Below are 17,949 nucleotides of genomic sequence, written 5' to 3'. Positions count from 1 at the left end.
GCTTTAAAATAGCGGCACTTCCGATTCCGAGAACTCCATGCTGGACATCCTCCCGCGCGGCCCCGCGCCCGCCAACGACGATTCCGAGATGTTCGAACTCGCGCCGGTCTCGCTCTGGCTCGAAGATTTCAGCGGCGTGCGCGCACTGTTCGATGCATGGCGGGCCGACGGCGTGACCGATCTGCGTGCGCACTTCGCCGCCAATCCGGGCTGTGTCGCGGAGTGCGCGCACAGCATCCGCGTCGTCAAGGTCAATCAGAAGACGCTCACCCAATTCGAGGCTGCCGATTTCGAGGCGCTTACCGGCAATCTCGCCTCGGTGTTCCGCGACGACATGCTCAAGACCCACCTCGAAGAGCTATGCCAGTTGTGGGCCGGGCAATCGCAGTTCACCAGCCAGACAGTCAACTACACGCTCGGCGGACGGCGCCTCGACGTGTTGCTCAAGGGCGCCGTGCTGCCCGGGCACGAGGCGCGCTGGGACCGCGTGCTGGTATCGGTCGAAGACATCACCGAACTGGAAGGCGCGCGGCATCGCGTGACGCTCGCCGAGCAGTACGTGCGGGGCCTCTTCGAGTATTCGCCGGTATCGCTCTGGGTGGAGGATTTCAGCGCGGTCAAGCGTCTGCTCGACGAAGCGCGCGCGGCCGGCATCAACGATTTCCGCGTGTTCACCGACGTGCATCCCGAGTTCGTCGAGCGCTGCATGCAGGAAATCCATGTGCTCGACGTGAACCAGCACACGCTCGACATGTTCGCGGCCAAAGACAAGAAAACGCTGCTGGCGCACCTGCCCGATGTATTCCGCGACGACATGCGGCCGCATTTCCGCGAGCAGTTGATCGATCTATGGGACGGCAAGCTGTTCCAGCAGCGCGAGGTGCTCAACTACTCGCTCGACGGCAGCGAGGTGCACGTGCATCTGCAATTCTCCGTGCTGCCGGGCCATGAAAAGAATTGGGATCTGGTGCTGGTGGCGCTCACGGACATCACGGCGCGCAAGAAGGCCGAAGCGTACCTGGAGTTCCTCGGCAAGCACGACGTGCTGACCAAACTGCGCAACCGCTCCTTCTACGTGGACGAGCTGAACCGGCTCGAACGCAAGGGTCCGTGGCCCGTCACGATCATCATGGCCGATCTGAACGGTTTGAAACGCGTGAACGATCAGCTCGGCCACGCCGCGGGCGATGCGCTGCTGCGGCGCGCCGGCGAAGTGCTCGCCAAGGCGACCGAAACCCCGTTTCATGCGGCACGCATTGGCGGCGACGAGTTCGCGATCCTGATGCCGGACACCGACGAGCGCGGCGGCGTCGCCATGGTCGATGCGATCAGGCAACTGGTCGAGATGAACAATCAGTTCTATCCCGGCTCACCGCTCAGCTTCTCGATGGGCGCGGCCACCTGCCAGCGCGGCGACCGGCTCGAAGCGGGCGTGCAGCGCGCCGATCTGCTCATGTACGAGGACAAACGCGCGATCTACGCGAGCCAGCCGGCTGCCGAAGCGGACGACGCGTCCGGCGTCTGACCGGCGCACGCGCGGTTGGCCGCTCGTTCAGCCGGGCAATTTGGCCGCCAGCACGTCGACCTTTTCAATGCTGGGCGGCGAGGCGAGCAGCTCGCCGGCCTTCGCCATCAAGGCGGCCGCCACCTTGCCGTGCAGATGCGCGTCACGGCCACCCTCATCGTTAAAGGCATCGAAAATGCCGAACGTGGACGGCCCCAGCTTCAGACCGAACCACGCGACGGTGCCCGGCTCCTCCTCGACGTGCGGCAAGCCGCCGAGCAGAAACGCTTCGACCTCCTTCTCCTTGCCGGGTCTGGCTTCAAGACGCACGTACAGGGCGAGTTTGACCATGATGGAACTCCTGCTGTGAGATTCGAGCACCAGATGTGCTTGGCAAAGCGTCGCAAAGCATGACGGAACGTGCGAGACAGCCACGCTATCGGAAGAGTATAGTCCGCCTCCCGTCAAGCGTCGCCGCGCGACCTTCGGATCGGCAACAGCATCCGCCGCTTTGCGCTGGCTCAGCTTTGCGCGTGACGGACACTGGCGGCCCGGCATGGTTCCGCTATACTCGCGGGCCCTGAAGTTATCCGCGGCACGCCGCGGTTCGGAAACAAGATCATGTCGACAATTCCCGCCTGCCCGCAATGCGCAATGGAAAACACGTACCCGGACGGCGACAATTACGTCTGCCCGGATTGCGCGCATGAATGGCCGATCAACGCCGCCGCATCCGCCGAAGACGCCGACGAACGCGTGGTCAAGGACGCCAACGGCAACCCGCTGGCCGATGGCGACGCCGTCGTGCTGATCAAGGACCTGAAAGTGAAAGGTTCGTCGATCACGCTCAAAATGGGCACCAAGGTCAAGAGCATTCGCCTCGTGGGCGGCGATCATGAAGTGGACTGCAAAATGGACGCGGGCAACTTCATGCTGAAGGCCGCGTATCTGAAGAAGGTCTGAGCGGAGTGCGCCGCCGGGCAACGGTGGCGCTCAAACGGCCGGGAAGCGCAGTTCGAAACGCGCCACGCCCGGCGCCGGACACACCACGCGCGCCGTGCCGCCATGCAGATGCATGATCGCCTTGACGATGGCGAGACCCAGACCGCTCGACTCGGTAAACGCGCTGCGCGCCGCATCCCCGCGGTAAAAGCGATCGAACAGACGCCCTAGCTGCGCCTCGGGAATCGGTGCGCCGTCGTTTTCGACCACCACGGTGGCGCCCGCTTCGTCCTGCGTGCCGCGCAGACGCACCACCGTATCGCTCGCGCCGTAGCGCACCGCGTTGACGACCAGGTTGTTGATCGCGCGCCGGCATAGCATGGGATTCGCCCATGCCACGCCTTCGGCCTCGACCGCGAAGCGCATGCCGCGTTCGTCGGCGAGACCTTCGAAATAGTCGGAGATCCTGACGAGTTCGTCACGCAGCTCGACCGGCTCGCGGTCGACCGAAAGCGCCGCATGGTCCGCATGCGCGAGAAACAGAATGTTTTCGGCGATATGACTCAGCCGGCTCAGCTCTTCCAGATTCGATTCGAGCACCTGTTGATACTCGTCTGGCTCGCGCGTTCTCGCGAGCGTCACCTGGGTCTGCCCGATCAACGCGCCGACCGGCGTGCGAATCTCATGCGCGAGGTCGGCGGAAAACTGCGAGAGACGTTGATAACCCTCAGCGAGACGGTCGAGCATGGCGTTGAACGCATGCGTGAGCTGGCGCAATTCGAGCGGCGCCGCCTCGCTGTCGAGCCGCACGGACAGGCTCGCCGGGCTGATCTGCGCGGCCCGCGTGGCGATCTCGCGCACCGGGCGCAGCGCGCGGCGCAGCACGTAGTAGGCGAGCAGCGTCGCGGCCAGCATGCCGATCAGCGTGGCCAGCACGATGCGGTTGCGATAAGCCGCCAGCATGCGCACTTCCTGCGTCATCGGGTGGCCGGCGATCACTTCGACCTCAGTGCCGTCTTCACGCGCCCTCGCGGTAGCGATCGCCCAATGCACCGGCACGCCGTCGGCGAGCTGCGTCTGGCGAATGTCGGCGATGGTGGGCAAATGCCCCTGCGCGCCGGCTTGCAGCGCGGGCACCGCCACGCCCGCCGGGTTCACGTCGACAAACGGCGCTTCGCCCGGACGGCGAAACAGCAGCACGTCCTGTTCCGCGCCGAGCATGGTCTCGAACAGCAACGGCCGGTTCTTCAGTTCGCTGACCGAATACAGATCGCGCACGATGCGGCTGAAATGCTCGACGCGGCCGGTCAGCACCACGTCGGCGCGGTGCTGCAACGACAGTTCGGCGGAGCGGTAGAAATACGCGCCCAACGAGCCGATCACCACGCAGGCGATCGCCGCGAACAGCACCGTGGTGCGAGCCGTGAGCGAGCGCCCGGTCCAGAAGGTCATGAGCCGTCGCCGAAGGTGTAGCCGATGCTGCGCACCGTATGAATCAGCTTCTTTTCGAATGGATGATCGACCTTGGCGCGCAGCCGCTTGATGGCGACGTCGACCACGTTGGTGTCGCTGTCGAAGTTCATGTCCCACACTTCGGAGGCGATCTGCGTGCGCGACAGCGCCTCGCCCTGCCGGCGCACCAGCAGATGCAACAACATGAATTCCTTGTTGGTGAGCGGAATTTCCACACCTTCGCGCGTCACCTTGCGGCGCAGCACGTCGAGCTTCAGGTCGGCGATCTCGAACACGTCGCTTTCGCGGATCACGCCACGGCGCAGCAGCGTGCGGATGCGCAGCACCAGTTCGGTGAATGAAAACGGCTTGACGAGGTAGTCGTCCGCGCCGAGTTCGAGACCGCGAATGCGGTCGCTGACATGGTCGCGCGCGGTGAGGAAAATCACCGGCAGATCGCGCCGCGCCCGTAGCGCACGCATGATTTCCCAGCCGTCGATACCGGGCAGCATCACGTCGAGCACCACGAGGTCGTACGGATTTTCGAGCGCCATGTGCAGGCCGTCCGTGCCGGTGCGCGCGAGATCGACCGCATAGCCGCTCTCGCGTAAACCCTTCTTCAGGTAGTCGCCGGTTTTTGGATCGTCTTCGATGACGAGGATGCTCATGGTGCTCGGTGCTCCCATTCGGGCTTCGGCCCGGAGCCTCGCTCCGAGGCTCGCTGAAATGCTGGACGTGGATATGCCGAGCATTTTACGTGGCCCTCGCGCGCCATTCATGACGTTTTTGTCATTCGTCTGTCACTCGCCGGAGCCGGTCCCGAGTCTAATCTGCCCCCATCGTTCACCACCTGGAGCAGATTCATGAAGATCGTTTCCGCGCGTGCGTTGCGCACCTTCGTCGCCCCCGCGCTCGCCGCCGCTGCTTTGCTCGCCGCCGGACCGGCTGCGCACGCCCAGAACGCCACGCCTACCGGCGTGCGCGGCACCGTGACCGCGTTGTCGGGTGATCTGCTCAAGGTTCACACGCGCGACGGCAAGGACGTTGACGTGAAGCTCGCCAAGGACACGCCGATTCGCGGCGTAGTGATCGCCGACGTGAACGACATCAAGCCGGACAGCTACGTGGGCACCGCGGCGATTCCGCAGGCGGACGGCACGCTGAAGGCGCTCGAAGTGCACGTGTTCCCGGCCAGCATGCGCGGCTCCGGCGAAGGCCATCGGCCGTGGGACCTCGGCGGGAACAGCTCGATGACCAACGGCACGGTGGGTTCGCTCGTGGTCAGCAACGGCCGCACGATCACCGTGAAGTACAAGGACGGCGAAAAGAAAGTCGTGATTCCGCAAGACGTGCCTATCGTCGCGTTGGAACCGGGTGACCGTTCGCTGCTGGTGCCGGGCGCGAAAGTCGTGTTGTTCGCCCACAAGGAGGCCGACGGCTCGTTGGCGGCCAACTTTATCTCCGCTGGCGAGCATGGCGTAACGCCGCCGATGTAAGACGGCGGGGGCGCTTCTCCCGTTTGTTCGAGCAGCCGCGTTCTTCGATGGCGCGGCTTTCCACTTCCCGTTCGTCCCGTGATGCTTGCACCATGCCTGAACCGCAAACGCGCCTGCTCGTCCACCCGCTCGTCGTACGAATTACGCACTGGATCAACGCTTTCGCGATGGTCTGCATGGTCATGAGCGGCTGGGCCATCTATAACGCGTCGCCCTTTTTTCCATTCACGTTTCCGCTGTGGGCGACTGTCGGCGGATGGCTGGGCGGTTCGATCGCCTGGCATTTCGCGGCGATGTGGCTGCTGTGCGCAAACGGACTGCTGTATTTCGCATATGGTCTGGGGCGTGGGCACTTCCGGCGCAAGCTGTTGCCGGTTCATCCACGTGACGTGATGCGCGACGCAAGCCTCGCGCTGCAGTTCAGGTTACCGCACGATACCGGCAGATATAACGCGGTGCAGCGCGCGCTGTATCTGCTCGTGTTGTGTCTTGGCGTGTTGCTGGTGGCGTCCGGGCTGTCCATCTGGAAGCCCGTGCAATTCGCCGGGCTCACCGCGCTATTCGGCGGCTTCGATTTCGCGCGGCGCGTGCATTTCATCGCCATGGCCGGCGTGGTGGGATTCGTGGTGGTGCATCTGGCGTTGGTGCTGCTCGTTCCGCGCACGTTACTGCCAATGCTGACCGGGCGCGCCCGGCATTCGGCGCACGAAGGGAGCGAGGCATGAGCGCATCCGAACGCAACGGCGACGCGCGCCGAACCCGTATCGTGCTTGCCGATCATCGGCCGCAAATCGAGCGACTGCAGCGGCGCCTGTTCCTGCGCTCGTCGCTCTCCATCGGCGCGCTGGCCATGCTCTCGGGCTGCAACATGCAGGACGGCGATTCGGTGGACAAGGTGCTGTGGGCCATGTCGCGCTGGAACGATCGCGTGCAGGGCTGGCTATTCGACCGCAACAAGCTGGCGCCCACCTATTCGGCGCGCGACATCACCGACCCGTTCCCGTTCAACGCGTTCTATCCGGAGTTCGACGCGCCGGATATCGACGGGTCGACGTATCGACTGGAAGTGTCGGGACTCGTGTCGGACCGGCACAGCTGGAATCTCGATGAGCTACGCGCTTTGCCGCAGGTTTCACAGATCACGCGGCACATCTGCATTGAAGGATGGAGCGCGATCGGACAATGGCGCGGCGTGCCGTTTCGCACGTTTCTGGAGCGTATCGGCGCCGATCTGAACGCGCGCTACGTCGGCTTCAAATGCGCGGACCGCTATTATTCCAGTCTCGACATGGCGACGGCCCTGCATCCGCAGACGCAACTCACACTCGATTTCCGCAATGAACCGCTGCCGGCCAAATACGGCTATCCACTGAAGCTGCGCGTGCCGACCAAGCTCGGTTTCAAGAACCCGAAACATATCGCGGCGATCTTCGTGACGAACACGAATCCCGGCGGCTATTGGGAAGATCAGGGCTACAACTGGTTCAGCGGTTTATAACGCGGCCCGCTTCCGCGCTCACACGGCGGTGACGTAACGCGCCACCGGTTTGACCACGCGCGGGGGCGGCGCATCGTACAGGGTACGCATGCGCTTGACTTCGTCCACCGGACTCAAACCGAAAAGGCGCTTGAACTCACGGCTGAATTGCGACGCGCTTTCATAACCGACGCGCGCCGCGGCCGCGCCCGCATTCAAACCGTCCTGCACCATCAGCAAACGCGCGTGATGCAAACGCGTGGTCTTCACGTATTGCATCGGCGAAGTGGCCGTGACGGCTTTGAACTGCGCATGAAACACGGCGAGGCTCATGCCCGCTTCGGACGCAAGCGTATCGACGTCGAGCACGCCGTGGTAATCGGCATGAATTCGCCGCAATGCTTTGGCAATGCGGCCGAAATGATTCTGATGCGTGAGTGCCGCCCGAATCGCGTCACCCTGCTCGCCGGTCAGCACGCGATAACAGATCTCCCGCACCACGCCGGGCGCGAGAATGCGCGCGTCGAGCGGCGAGGCCAGCGCCTCCATCAGCCGCTGCACCGCGTTGCACAGCGCCGGGTCGAGCGGTGTCGAATAGATGCCGACGGGTTCGTGCTGCGCGGCTCCTTGCGTTTCGTTCAAGGCCATCAGCAATTCGGCCACCATCGTGAGATCCACGCGCACCGAGATGGCGAGGAACGGCGCCTCCGGACTGGCCTCGGTCTCGCATTCGAACGGCAACGGCACCGAGAGCACCAGGTACTGCTGCGCGTCGTACTGAAACACCTGATCGCCGAGAAAGCCACGCTTGCGGCCCTGGCAGACGATCACGATGCTCGGCTCGTACATGACCGGCATGCGCGGCATGGGAGCATTCGCGCGCATCAGATTGACGCCTTCGAGACTCGTGCGGGTGAAGCCCGGGTTGGGCGCGAGCACGTCGAATAATTCGACCACGCGCTGCTGGGCGGGATCGGCCGGGACAGGATCGACGGAATGAGCGGGCATGACGATATAGTGACGCGCAAGAGAATAATGCCTGAAATTTAGCACCAAACGACCTATCGCGCTGCTAGTCAGGAGTTTTAGGCAAACCTTCAAGACATTCAGGTATTCCCGGGCTCCCCTGCCGCTCCTATCATGGGAACCCTGCCGGATCATCTATTTCCGCGCTGCGCCGGGCTCGGCTGCCAATTCCCCGGGTGACGAATTCGCCAGCCACCGCCCGCGCCGTGATCCCGGTTCATGACGAGGTTGGCCACAACGGCGGCATGCGTCGCCCGTCGGCTGCGCCTTGCGACTTCACCTTCTTTGCTGGAGCTACCCATGAGCACGACTTATGCCTATGCAGCGACCGACGCCACCGCGCCGCTCGCCCCGTTCGAAATCCAGCGCCGCGAACTTCGCCCCCATGACGTGCAGATGGAAATTCTGTTTTGTGGCGTGTGCCATTCCGACCTGCATCAGGCGCGCAATGAATGGAAGAACACGGTTTTTCCGGTAGTGCCGGGCCATGAAATCGTTGGCCGCGTGAGCGCGGTCGGCCCGGACGTGACGAAGCACAAGGTGGGCGACCTGGTCGGCGTCGGCTGTCTGGTCGATTCGTGCCGCACCTGCGCGAGTTGCGAGGAGGGTCTCGAACAGTACTGCGAAAACGGTTTCGTCGGCACGTATAACGGCGTCGACCGCGTCGATGGTCAGATCACTTACGGCGGCTATTCCACCCAACTCGTGGTGGACGAAGCCTTCACGCTGAGCGTGCCGGACAATCTCGACCCTGCCGGCGTGGCGCCGTTGCTGTGCGCGGGCATCACCACGTATTCGCCGCTGCGCACCTGGGGCGCCGGTCCCGGCAAGAAGGTCGGCATTGTCGGCCTCGGCGGCCTGGGTCATATGGGGGTGAAGCTGGCGCGCGCGATGGGTGCGCATGTCGTGTTGTTCACGACATCGCCGTCGAAGATCGAAGACGCGAAGCGGCTGGGTGCGCATGAGGTGGTGATTTCGAAGCATGCCGAAGAGATGGAAGCGCATTTGAACAGCTTCGATTTCATTCTGAATACCGTGGCTGCGCAGCACGATCTGAATCCGTTTCTGAATCTGCTCAAGCGTGATGGGACGATGACGCTGGTCGGCGCGCCGGAGCATGATCATCCGTCGCCGCAGGTGTTCAATCTGATTTTCAAGCGTCGCCGCCTGGCTGGGTCGCTGATTGGCGGGATTGCCGAAACGCAGGAAATGCTGGATTTTTGCGGTGAGCATGGAATTACTTCGGATATCGAGGTGATTCCTATGCAGGGGATTAATGAAGCTTATGAGCGGATGCTGAAGAGTGATGTTAAGTATCGGTTTGTGATTGATCTGGATTCCTTGCGGAAGTAAGAGGAGGTGGCCCGCGCTGCGGGAGGGGGTTTTTGCCTGCGGCGTGGGTGTTGTAGGGATCGGTTCTTTGGTGGGTTGGCCTTTCCTTGATTTCCTGGTGGTCTATTAGCGTTGTCCCTGTGCGGGGCGGCACTTACTTTCTTTGCCGCCGCAAAGAAAGTAAGCAAAGAAAACGGCTTCACACCGCCAGCTCTTCAGCGGGGCCCCCGCACAGCCACGGCAGTGGTGCATCTGGAATCCGTGCGCTCGCACATTTCACGTCAGTGACAAAGCCATCATTCGCTCCCACTGCGCACTCCGTGCGTCGCGGACGGGTCTGCATGGGAAACCGTCGGAAGTACTTGCGTCGGGGGGCCGTCGGCTTCGCCTCGGCGGCACGCTATTGAAACCGCTGGTCAGCATTACCGCTGCGGCGCGCGCAGCGTCTCCGGAGTATGACGGCCTTGTCACCGGGGTCGAATGCGCGAGAAGCCAGATTCCAGATGCACCACTACCCACTCCGAGCCACGGGACCCGCTTATGAGCTGGCGGTGTGAAGCCGCTTTCTTTGCTTACTTTCTTTGCGGCGGCAAAGAAAGTAAGCGCCGCCCCGCACAGGGGCAACGCCAATAGACCACCAGGAAATCAAGGAAAGCCCAACCCACCAGGATCACAGATACAACCCGCCGCGCAGGCAACCCCACGCCCCCCCAAAAACCCCGACTGGAGCATGAACCGTGATCGACAGAATAACCGCAATGCGCACATTCATCCGAATCGTGGACACCAACAGCTTCACCCGCGCAGCGGAATCACTAAACATTCCTCGCGCCACGGCGACCACCATCGTTCAGAATCTGGAAGCGCTGCTAGGCACCGCCCTCCTCGCCCGCACCACGCGGCGCCTGAGCGTCACGCCCGAAGGCGCGGCCTATTACGAGCGTTGCGCGCAAATCCTTGCCGACATCGACGAAATGGAAGCCAGCATCCGTCACGCGACGGATAACCTGACAGGCCGTCTGCGTATCGAAATGCCCGGCGCCGTGGCCAGCACCATCGTCCTGCCCGCATTGGACGACTTTCACACGCGTTACCCGAACCTCGACCTCGCTATCGGCATCAGCAACCGCACAGTGGATCTGATCTCGGAAGCGATCGACTGCAGCATCCAGCTAGGCGAATTGCCGGATTCGAATCTGGTCGCGCGCCAACTCGGCACCCTCGAACACGTGACCTGTGCGAGTCCGGCCTATCTGGCCCGCTACGGCACGCCCGCGGACCTCGACGATTTGCGTGGACATGTCGCCGTCAATTGCATGTCGCCGCATAACGGACGCGAAGTGGACTTCGATTTCGAAGTGGACGGCGAGGCGCACAACGTCAAGGTGAAAGGCTTCGTCAAGGTCAGCGACGAACAGGCCTACCTCACCTGCGGCTTGCAAGGCCTCGGCTTGATCCAGCCCGCCCGGATCGCCGCGCAACCCTATCTGGACTCGGGACTGCTGCGCGAAGTTCTGCCGCAATGGAAGCCCGTGCCAATGCCGGTCTCGGTCGCTTACGTGAAGAATCGCCGCGTCTCACCACGCGTGCGCGCGTTCGTCGACTGGCTGGCGGAGTTGTTCGAAAAAGCGGAGCACGTCGATCAGGACCTCACGCGTGTCCGTCAGTTGCTGCGCGGCCTGCATCCCGCCTGAGGCGGGTTCGACGCAGGCGCGCACCTATCTGCGCGATCCGACCTTGGGCTCGCTCGCGCCGTATTCGCAGGGGGTCAAGCTCGGCCGGCGATCGGCTACGTCGACGATCTCTTTGCCTTAGCCTTAACTCCGCGCGATCGGTCAAAGAAAAAAGCCCGCCTAGGCGGGCTTTTTTGCAGCGCTGAGACAAGACGCTTATTGCGACTCTTCCGCCCACACGGCATTTTCGCGCGCCATCAGCGCCGTCGATGCCGCCGGTCCGAACGTGCCGGCCGTATACGCGCGCGGCTTGTCGCCCGACTTGCTCCAGCCCGCCAGAATCGGCTCGGCCCACGCCCATGCCGCTTCCAGTTCGTCGCGGCGCATGAAGTGCGTGAGACGTCCGCGAATCACGTCGATCAGCAAACGCTCGTATGCTTCCGCGCGACGCTCGGTGAAGGCCTGCTGCAAGTCCAGATTCAGGTTCACCGGCAGCATATGCATGCCGCTGCCGGGCTCTTTCGCAAGCACCTGCAACTGGATCGACTCCTCAGGCTGCAACTGGATCACGAGCCGGTTGCCGTAGTTGCGCCCGCTATTGCCGTTCGGGATGATCGAGAACGGCAACTCCGAAAATTCGATGACGATCTCCGACACCTTCTTCTGCATCCGCTTGCCGGTGCGCAGGAAAAACGGCACGTGCGCCCAGCGCCAGTTGTTGATGTGCGCGCGCAAGGCGACGAAGGTTTCGGCGCGGCTACCCGCCGGCACGTTGTCTTCCTCGAGGTAACCCTTCACCGCCTCGCCGTCCACGGCGCCGGCGGTATACTGGCCGCGCACGGTGTCGCGCGCGATGTCTTCGGGTGTCATGGGCCGCAGCGAACGCAGCACCTTGAGCTTTTCGTCGCGCACCGCGTCCGGGTCGAGCGACACGGGCGGCTCCATCGCGACGATGCACAGCAACTGCAGCAAGTGGTTCTGCACCATGTCGCGCAGCGCGCCGGTCTTGTCGTAGAAACCCGCGCGGCTGCCCACGCCGACCGTCTCCGCCACCGTGATCTGCACGCTCTTGATATACGGCGCCTGCCACAGCGGGCCGAAAATCGGATTGCCGAAACGCAGCACCATCAGGTTCTGCACGGTTTCCTTGCCGAGGTAGTGGTCGATCCGGTAGATCTGCGCTTCGTTAAAGTGCTTGCCGACCGCCGTGTTGATCTCCTGCGCGGAGGCGAGATCGTGGCCCAGCGGCTTTTCGAGCACCACGCGCGAGTTGCTGTCGACCAGGCCGGCCGCCGCGAGGTTATCGCAGATATTCGTGAACAGATCCGGCGACGTCGCCAGATAGAACACACGGCGCACGCCCTCGCGCGAGGCTTCCTTCAGGCGCTGGTAGTCCTCGACCGAGTCCACGTCCATGCGCACGTATTCGAACAGCGCGAGGAATTTGTCCCAGGCGGTGGCGTCGAACGCTTTCTTTTCGATGAAGGGCTTGGCCTTCAACTCCATGAATTCGTTGATGTACTCCTCACGCGACCAGGGCTTGCGGCCGATCGTAAGAATGCGGGTATCCGGCGGCAGATTGCAGTGCAGATGCGCCATGTAGAGCGCGGGCAGCAGCTTGCGAAACGACAGGTCGCCGGTGCCGCCGAAAATGATCATGTCGAGCGGCAGGTCGGGAGTGGCAGAAGCGTGGTGGGTCGTCATAGCGCGGTCGCAGCGTCGTGATGGATAAGGCGTCGGTAAAGGGCAGAAAAAAGCAGCAGAAAAAACAGCAACGAAAGCACCGTGCCGGCGGGCCGGCACTTTTTTCTGGCAAACGCCTATGGTGCAACGTTTTGCGATTGTTTGCACGGCAACATGTGCCTCAGGTTGGCGCAATATGCCAACCCGAGGCGCTAACGGCCTGTGTGCGGGGCTTTTTTCGGCGTTCGCCGGCAAGCCGCGTCACCGGTTGTTTCGCCTGCGCTCTTCTCCTTCACCGCTCGCCCGCAGCGGCCTCTCACGCCAGCTTTCCGCGCCGGGCCTTCAGGCTCCCGACAACGCTTCGCGCGCCACCCGACACGCCGCCAGATCCCACGCCGCGCAGCCGACGCTTTTAAACACGATCGGTTTTTTTTGTGGCAGCAGCGCCGGGTTGTCGAGCACCGAAGCGATCCCGCCGACCTGAGCCCAGTCGACGCCCGCCTGAATGAAGTCACCGGCCTCATGGCGTGCGCCCGCCTCGTCGTCGACGAAAAGCGCGCTCCCGGCGATGGTGCGCGCGCCGATCTCGACCATGGCCGGTGTGAACGCGCCAACGCCGATCACGAGGCGCTCCGCGCGCGCGGGTTCGTCGTAAATGGGCTGTTTGCTCGTGGTCAGCGCGATCACCACGTCGACCGACTCGGGAATCGTCGTGCCGCCGTCTTGCGTCAGCGGCCGGAGTTCGCGCGCCTTGTCGCGATGCTGCGCGCAGAACGCTTCGGCACGCGGGGGTGCACTGCCCTTCACCCAGACGCGCGCGTCGGGAAACAGCTCGCCGATCGCCTCCAGATGGTTGAGCGCCTGCGTGCCGGTGCCGATCAGCAGGAACTCGCGCGGCGTGCCGGCGGCGAAGGTCTCGACGCCGAGCATCGAGATCGCCGCGGTGCGGCGACCCGTGACGATCGGGCCGTCGAGGATGAAAAGCGTCTCGCCGGTGTCGGCGTCGAACGTCATCACTTTGCCGTGAATCGTCGGCAGGCCGCGCGGGCCGTTGCTCGGGCACACATTGACCAGTTTGTGGATCGCGAGGTCGGGCGCGGTGGCGGGCATCGACAGCATGATGCCGCCCTCGTTGAGCGGCACGACGAGCCGCTCGGGACTCGCGATACGCTGCTGTGCATACTCGATGCTCGCGCGCTTGAGCGCGTCGACGAGCGCGGCGTACGGAATCAGCCGCGCGGTCGCGGCGGCGTCGAAAATCTGCGTGATCGGGCGAGTCATGGGCAGGTGGTTCCAGTCCTTGGCAGAACGTTGAGTTGGGATCGACTAGCAGGCGGCGCTCGCCGCGCTCGACCGGCGCGACTGACGATACGATCGGCTCGGCATCGGCAGGTCGCACGCCTCGGGCGGCCACGCCGGCAGCTGGACAGACCGGGCATGCGGCGGCTGCGCAGGTCGAGGACAAGCGATTCTACGACGCCTGCGGCGCCGTGGGGCCCGATCGCGGCAAAGGGAAGTGAGGCGACGGGCGCCGCATAGGGCGCTCGACATTAAGCCGCGGGCAACTCAGGTGCGAGCCTCGGGGCCACTTGTCGCCCGCCCGAAGTACCGTCGCCGCCCGCGGACCAGCACACGCAAAGCCCGTGCGGGGAAAAGCAGAAAGTAAAGTACGCCGCGCCGCCATCATTGCGGCGTATCTTTGTCCCCGCTCTTCTTGCCGCCCTTGAACATGGCGCGGCACGCCGGACTGAGTTCATCCACATGTTTCTCCATGCAGGCGGTGATCTTGTCTTCGTTGGGAATGTCCGCGGCGCAGAAATGCATGGCGTCGCCGCGGCAGGCCTTGGCCTGTTCGTCCCGGCTGGCGGCGTTCACGGGGGTGGCGAAGCCGACAGCAATCAGGCCGGCGGCGAGCAGCGCGTAAGTTCGATTCATGGCAGGTCCGAAATGACATTGGTCGGTGCAGGCGGTTTAGCAGGAAACGGGCCCGAACCCGGCCCGCCAGACGGCCTGCCGGACGCTGCCTGGCGCAGCGCTTGGTCACGCGGCGTCATGGCACCGCGCGCCGCCGGGCAGCGCGGCACGTGATCGATGCGGCAATCGTCGAACTCCGACCCAACCCATGGCAGGCTCCGCAGGCGCGCGGCCCCTTAACGGGACGGCGCGCGCCCGGTGTTCACCCGCCCGCGCGGCGCGTCGGCGCCGTCAGTTCGGACAGCCGCTGTCTCGTCTGCGTATAGTCCTCGAGGCGCTTCCATATCGACTGAGGAATTCTGTAGTCGGGATGGATCGGCTGAGCATCCGTGCGCACGAACGGGCCGCCCGGCGATTTCAGCTTGAGCGTCGCCTTGCTTGCGCCTTCGAGATTGCGCACTTCGAGCCGGTCAGGCGCAGGCGCGAAGACATAGTAGCCTTCAGGAAACAACCACGCCGCATTCCGGTCGCTCAACCATTTTGCGAGCGAACCAGGCGCACTGCTGGATTGGTCGTTCACCCCGTCAAGCCAGCTTCCGAGCGTGTCATAGCGGCTCAGGATCGGCACGTCGGTGACGAAGTACGTCGCCTCCGGGGGGAGCGCGCTATCGGGATCGCGTTCGAACCGATACAGCGTGCTCGCGCCGCCCGCATCGGTATCCTTGAAGGCGGACGGGCTGAGCGGCGGAGTTACGTGGCGCCCGGCCGGGTCGACCATGCCCCACTTCGTTTTCAGCGCTTCGAACGGGCTGGGCGTCGCGTCGTCGGTCAGGTACGCGTGGCCGTCAGAACCATAGGTCAGCCACTTGCCGTCAGGTACGTGAACCAGACGACTCTGGTTGTCGTAGCGAAACACGCCGTTCTGATCGTTCGCGTCGACGGGGCGCCGGTCGACATACAGGCGGCCGTTGCTGCCGACGCGCACGACATTTCCCCGCAGCATATCGCCCGTGAATTGCAGCCGGCCATCGGGCGCGAGTTCCAGGTTGCCGAAATCCGGCTTTGCTCTCTTGGGACTGGTGACACCGACGTAGCTGTCGTCGGGCCCGGTGAATGAAGTCGAACCGTCGCTGCGGAAAATCGCCCCGGCCGCGAGTGTGCCGAATGCACCGTCAAACCAGTCATCCTTCGCCCGGATAGAAACAGGCCCGAGATAACTCTCGCCGCGTTCGAGCGAGCGAATCTTTTCCTTCGCATGTGCGTAGAACCGTGCCGTCGCGAGGTTCGGGTCTTCGTGGGTCGCATAGACGGTCCTGCCCGCGGCTGGGCGCGCCTCCACGAAGGGGCGGCGGTTCGCGTCGCCCCAGGCGGGATCGTCGGGGGCAAAACCCGAGAGCTGCGGCTGCGCGCCGGCGATGTGAGTCTGGTCGTACACGTCCCAGCGATAGTCGGGATTGGCCACGAAATCCCCGACCTTGCCGTCCGCCACGCTGCGCCAGCCACGAATCTGCGTGTTGTCGATGCGCCCCAGCGCGGCGACTTCGCCGTCCTCCGGCTTATGCGTGCGCTCGCCTAGCGTCGCTCCGACATCGATCATGTTCGGCGTGGGCGCGACATCGTAAATGTAGCCCTTCGCGCCGCCGGCGAACTGGAGACTGTGCGCCGCCGTATCGAGCTTGCGGAACGCGCCCAGGTAGCCGGCGCCGTCGGTTACCCCCCTGCCGAATGCAACGTCGCCGTTGTGCGTACTGAGGTTGACGTTCTGCAAGCGAGTCCCCTCTGCGCTGAAGCCGCCCTGCTTCTTCATCTGGTCCGGCGTCACCTGAGATGGACGGTACAGAACGATCGGATCGAGCGGCTCACCGTCCGTCGAACGCTTCAGATCGCTGTACGGGTCGCCGCCGCGATACCGGCTGCTGTGTGGCTCAGGGGGCGGCGGCAAATCGACGCGCGGCGGCGTCAGACTCACATAGGGCATGCGCGGCACGGACAGATCGAGCGGCTCTTGTTGCGTCGGTTGTTGCCCGGGTGGTTGCGCGCCAGCGGAAAGGTCGAGCGGCAGGTCTTCGAGCGCATAGCCTCCGATGTCATGGGGATTCTGCGCGCTCCCGTGAGCTTGCGCCGGAAAGTAATAACTGGTCGAGAAAGCGACGATCCCGGTGGCCACTTCCCGATACCCGTTGTTATAAAAATCGGTTAATGCATAGGCCATCTGATCGAAATTGGCGTACTCGAACGTGCCCGAATTGCTTTCGGTCACCTGGTAGCGATCATTCCGATAGTCCGGGTCACGCATCAGCCGTTGAATCCCGACCACGTGCCCGTCGATCCCGCCGGGCACGTAGGTTCGACCGTAACGGTCAGGACGCAGCTGGTAATACAGGTTGAGGTTCGCGAAATCGTTCGGCCTTTGCTGGATATCCCCTGCTGAGGTGCGAACCATGAAAGGCGAGCCGAAGTTTCGCCGCAGATCGTCGATGAGCGCATCGGCACTGAACCCGTTTCTCGTGGCTTCGTTTCCGGAGCCGTAGTGCCTGATGCGGTTGGGCAGTTCCACTGGCTGTGAAAAGCGCAGGAACTGTTGATGAGCGCGCTCGATCTCCGACATGGCCGCGTCGCGCGCCTGACCTCCTGACCTCAACTGATCTCTCACACCGGCGGCAGCCGACAGCAGCGTCGAACCGCCGCCAGCCGCCAGCCGCTCGACATGCAGCACGGCGCCCGCGCACAATGCTTCCCGGCATGCGCCCGGCAGTGTCTGCGGATCGTCGTTGATCGCCGGACGGTACAAGATGTTGAACACGTTCGCCTGGAGGGCCGTCGTCTGAATATCGCGAGGTGCCGCGACCGGGGGGCGCAAGGTGATCGCGTGTCCGTTGTATTGGACCTGATCGGGCGCCGCGGGCGGCTGCGGAGTCTGCGGCATGGGCGAGCGCTCTATCCGCCCGGACGGCGGCGGCCCGGATGCGGGCTTCGACGCATTGGCGGAAGTCCCCTTGACGGCTCGCGAATACCCCGGTTGCGTGCGCGTTACGCCGGCATGCGCGTTGCCGAAGATGCCCGGCGAACGCATGGCTTCGCTGGCACGCTCGCGCAGCAAGTCGTCGCGGGACGGGGCTCGCGGGGACGGCGCGGCACACCCGCGCGCAGCGGTCGATAAATCCTCGCCGGCCGGAAAACCGGAAGCTGGACTCTGGTTGACGGTGGATACTTTCATAGGTTGCTCTCCCTCCTCTGAGACGACGACGCCGGAAGTCACGGACAGAACGGCGAGGGGCCGCCTATCCCGCGCCGATGTTTGCAGTGACAGGAGAGATAGAAACCCAACCCGGGTTGCGCAAGGTAATGCACGAAGCTGTCGCTTGCGCCGCGCCCCTCGCACCGGGTGGTTGCGCGCGCGATCGCCGTAGGCGAAACGGCCATAGGCAAAGCGCATCCGCTGAACATGCC

General features: G+C 63.8%; 15 protein-coding genes. 7 read left to right on the top strand and 8 right to left on the bottom strand.

All coding sequences use genetic code 11. The features are described from left to right. Positions 1–37 precede the first annotated feature (37 nt). Positions 38–1,525, top strand: a complete 1,488-nt coding sequence (locus CJU94_RS20995; protein WP_095420649.1) for a sensor domain-containing diguanylate cyclase — start codon at positions 38–40, stop codon at positions 1,523–1,525. A 27-nt stretch (positions 1,526–1,552) separates the two neighbouring features. Here the strand turns inward: CJU94_RS20995 and CJU94_RS20990 are convergent, their stop codons facing one another. After that, on the bottom strand, positions 1,553–1,855 hold the full coding sequence (locus CJU94_RS20990; RefSeq protein WP_095420648.1) for a putative quinol monooxygenase: 303 nt from the start codon (positions 1,853–1,855) through the stop codon (positions 1,553–1,555). Positions 1,856–2,125: 270 nt separating this feature from the next. On the opposite strand from CJU94_RS20990, the gene CJU94_RS20985 reads away from it, so the two are divergent. Beyond that, positions 2,126–2,467: a zinc ribbon domain-containing protein YjdM gene (locus CJU94_RS20985; RefSeq protein WP_095420647.1), complete on the top strand. Its 342-nt coding sequence runs from the start codon at positions 2,126–2,128 to the stop codon at positions 2,465–2,467. 30 nt (positions 2,468–2,497) lie between these two features. Here CJU94_RS20985 and CJU94_RS20980 read toward each other — a convergent pair whose 3' ends face one another. Both CJU94_RS20980 and CJU94_RS20975 read right to left on the bottom strand, forming a co-directional pair. Beyond that, the gene (locus tag CJU94_RS20980; RefSeq protein ID WP_095420646.1) at positions 2,498–3,898 is read right to left on the bottom strand and encodes a heavy metal sensor histidine kinase; all 1,401 of its coding nucleotides are present in this window, start codon (positions 3,896–3,898) and stop codon (positions 2,498–2,500) included. After that, on the bottom strand, positions 3,895–4,566 hold the full coding sequence (locus tag CJU94_RS20975; protein WP_091801881.1) for a heavy metal response regulator transcription factor: 672 nt from the start codon (positions 4,564–4,566) through the stop codon (positions 3,895–3,897). Before CJU94_RS20975 ends, CJU94_RS20980 begins: the two co-directional genes overlap by 4 nt. A 195-nt stretch (positions 4,567–4,761) precedes the next feature. Between CJU94_RS20975 and CJU94_RS20970 the strand changes: the two genes are divergently transcribed. From CJU94_RS20970 to CJU94_RS20960, 3 genes are all read left to right on the top strand, one after another. Then, positions 4,762–5,394, top strand: coding sequence for a hypothetical protein (locus CJU94_RS20970; protein WP_095420645.1), 633 nt, complete (start codon positions 4,762–4,764; stop codon positions 5,392–5,394). Positions 5,395–5,486: 92 nt separating this feature from the next. Further along, entirely contained in the window at positions 5,487–6,119 is a 633-nt protein-coding gene (locus CJU94_RS20965) for a cytochrome b/b6 domain-containing protein (protein ID WP_095420644.1), read from the top strand. Next, positions 6,116–6,892, top strand: coding sequence for a molybdopterin-dependent oxidoreductase (locus CJU94_RS20960; RefSeq protein WP_095420643.1), 777 nt, complete (start codon positions 6,116–6,118; stop codon positions 6,890–6,892). The genes CJU94_RS20965 and CJU94_RS20960 overlap by 4 nt, the downstream gene beginning before the upstream one ends. Positions 6,893–6,910: 18 nt before the next feature. Here the strand turns inward: CJU94_RS20960 and CJU94_RS20955 are convergent, their stop codons facing one another. Then, positions 6,911–7,879, bottom strand: coding sequence for an AraC family transcriptional regulator (locus CJU94_RS20955; protein WP_095420642.1), 969 nt, complete (start codon positions 7,877–7,879; stop codon positions 6,911–6,913). 318 nt (positions 7,880–8,197) lie between these two features. On the opposite strand from CJU94_RS20955, the gene CJU94_RS20950 reads away from it, so the two are divergent. Together CJU94_RS20950 and CJU94_RS20945 are read left to right on the top strand one after the other, a co-directional pair. After that, the gene (locus tag CJU94_RS20950; RefSeq protein ID WP_095420641.1) at positions 8,198–9,250 is read left to right on the top strand and encodes an NAD(P)-dependent alcohol dehydrogenase; all 1,053 of its coding nucleotides are present in this window, start codon (positions 8,198–8,200) and stop codon (positions 9,248–9,250) included. A gap of 716 nt (positions 9,251–9,966) precedes the next feature. After that, a complete protein-coding gene (locus CJU94_RS20945; protein ID WP_157763795.1) occupies positions 9,967–10,923 on the top strand; it encodes a LysR family transcriptional regulator in 957 nt (318 codons plus the stop codon). A gap of 195 nt (positions 10,924–11,118) precedes the next feature. Here CJU94_RS20945 and zwf read toward each other — a convergent pair whose 3' ends face one another. The 4 genes from zwf to CJU94_RS20925 form a co-directional block, all read right to left on the bottom strand. Further along, positions 11,119–12,606 carry a glucose-6-phosphate dehydrogenase gene (zwf, locus tag CJU94_RS20940; protein WP_095420639.1) on the bottom strand — a complete coding sequence of 496 codons (1,488 nt, stop codon included), beginning with the start codon at positions 12,604–12,606 and terminating at the stop codon, positions 11,119–11,121. A 321-nt stretch (positions 12,607–12,927) separates the two neighbouring features. Then, positions 12,928–13,866: a bifunctional Delta(1)-pyrroline-2-carboxylate/Delta(1)-piperideine-2-carboxylate reductase gene (lhpI, locus tag CJU94_RS20935; RefSeq protein ID WP_095420638.1), complete on the bottom strand. Its 939-nt coding sequence runs from the start codon at positions 13,864–13,866 to the stop codon at positions 12,928–12,930. Between the two features lie 402 nt (positions 13,867–14,268). Further along, positions 14,269–14,520 carry a hypothetical protein gene (locus CJU94_RS20930; RefSeq protein WP_095420637.1) on the bottom strand — a complete coding sequence of 84 codons (252 nt, stop codon included), beginning with the start codon at positions 14,518–14,520 and terminating at the stop codon, positions 14,269–14,271. Positions 14,521–14,761: 241 nt separating this feature from the next. Beyond that, complete coding sequence (locus CJU94_RS20925; RefSeq protein WP_157763794.1) at positions 14,762–17,716, bottom strand: enterotoxin A family protein; 2,955 nt, start codon at positions 17,714–17,716, stop codon at positions 14,762–14,764. Positions 17,717–17,949: the final 233 nt, after the last annotated feature.

The sequence above is a fragment of the Paraburkholderia aromaticivorans genome (assembly GCF_002278075.1).
GTDB classification, from domain to species: domain Bacteria; phylum Pseudomonadota; class Gammaproteobacteria; order Burkholderiales; family Burkholderiaceae; genus Paraburkholderia; species Paraburkholderia aromaticivorans.
This window is presented reverse-complemented; position numbering and strand designations above follow the sequence as displayed.

Coding starts and splice junctions, on each gene's coding strand:
- CJU94_RS20985 (WP_095420647.1), top strand. CDS start 2,126: ATGTCGACAATTCCCGCCTGCCCGCAATGCGCAATGGAAAACACGTAC.
- CJU94_RS20925 (WP_157763794.1), bottom strand. CDS start 17,716: ATGAAAGTATCCACCGTCAACCAGAGTCCAGCTTCCGGTTTTCCGGCC.
- CJU94_RS20990 (WP_095420648.1), bottom strand. CDS start 1,855: ATGGTCAAACTCGCCCTGTACGTGCGTCTTGAAGCCAGACCCGGCAAG.
- CJU94_RS20995 (WP_095420649.1), top strand. CDS start 38: ATGCTGGACATCCTCCCGCGCGGCCCCGCGCCCGCCAACGACGATTCC.
- CJU94_RS20965 (WP_095420644.1), top strand. CDS start 5,487: ATGCCTGAACCGCAAACGCGCCTGCTCGTCCACCCGCTCGTCGTACGA.
- CJU94_RS20955 (WP_095420642.1), bottom strand. CDS start 7,879: ATGCCCGCTCATTCCGTCGATCCTGTCCCGGCCGATCCCGCCCAGCAG.
- CJU94_RS20950 (WP_095420641.1), top strand. CDS start 8,198: ATGAGCACGACTTATGCCTATGCAGCGACCGACGCCACCGCGCCGCTC.
- CJU94_RS20960 (WP_095420643.1), top strand. CDS start 6,116: ATGAGCGCATCCGAACGCAACGGCGACGCGCGCCGAACCCGTATCGTG.
- lhpI (WP_095420638.1), bottom strand. CDS start 13,866: ATGACTCGCCCGATCACGCAGATTTTCGACGCCGCCGCGACCGCGCGG.
- zwf (WP_095420639.1), bottom strand. CDS start 12,606: ATGACGACCCACCACGCTTCTGCCACTCCCGACCTGCCGCTCGACATG.
- CJU94_RS20970 (WP_095420645.1), top strand. CDS start 4,762: ATGAAGATCGTTTCCGCGCGTGCGTTGCGCACCTTCGTCGCCCCCGCG.
- CJU94_RS20980 (WP_095420646.1), bottom strand. CDS start 3,898: ATGACCTTCTGGACCGGGCGCTCGCTCACGGCTCGCACCACGGTGCTG.
- CJU94_RS20930 (WP_095420637.1), bottom strand. CDS start 14,520: ATGAATCGAACTTACGCGCTGCTCGCCGCCGGCCTGATTGCTGTCGGC.
- CJU94_RS20975 (WP_091801881.1), bottom strand. CDS start 4,566: ATGAGCATCCTCGTCATCGAAGACGATCCAAAAACCGGCGACTACCTG.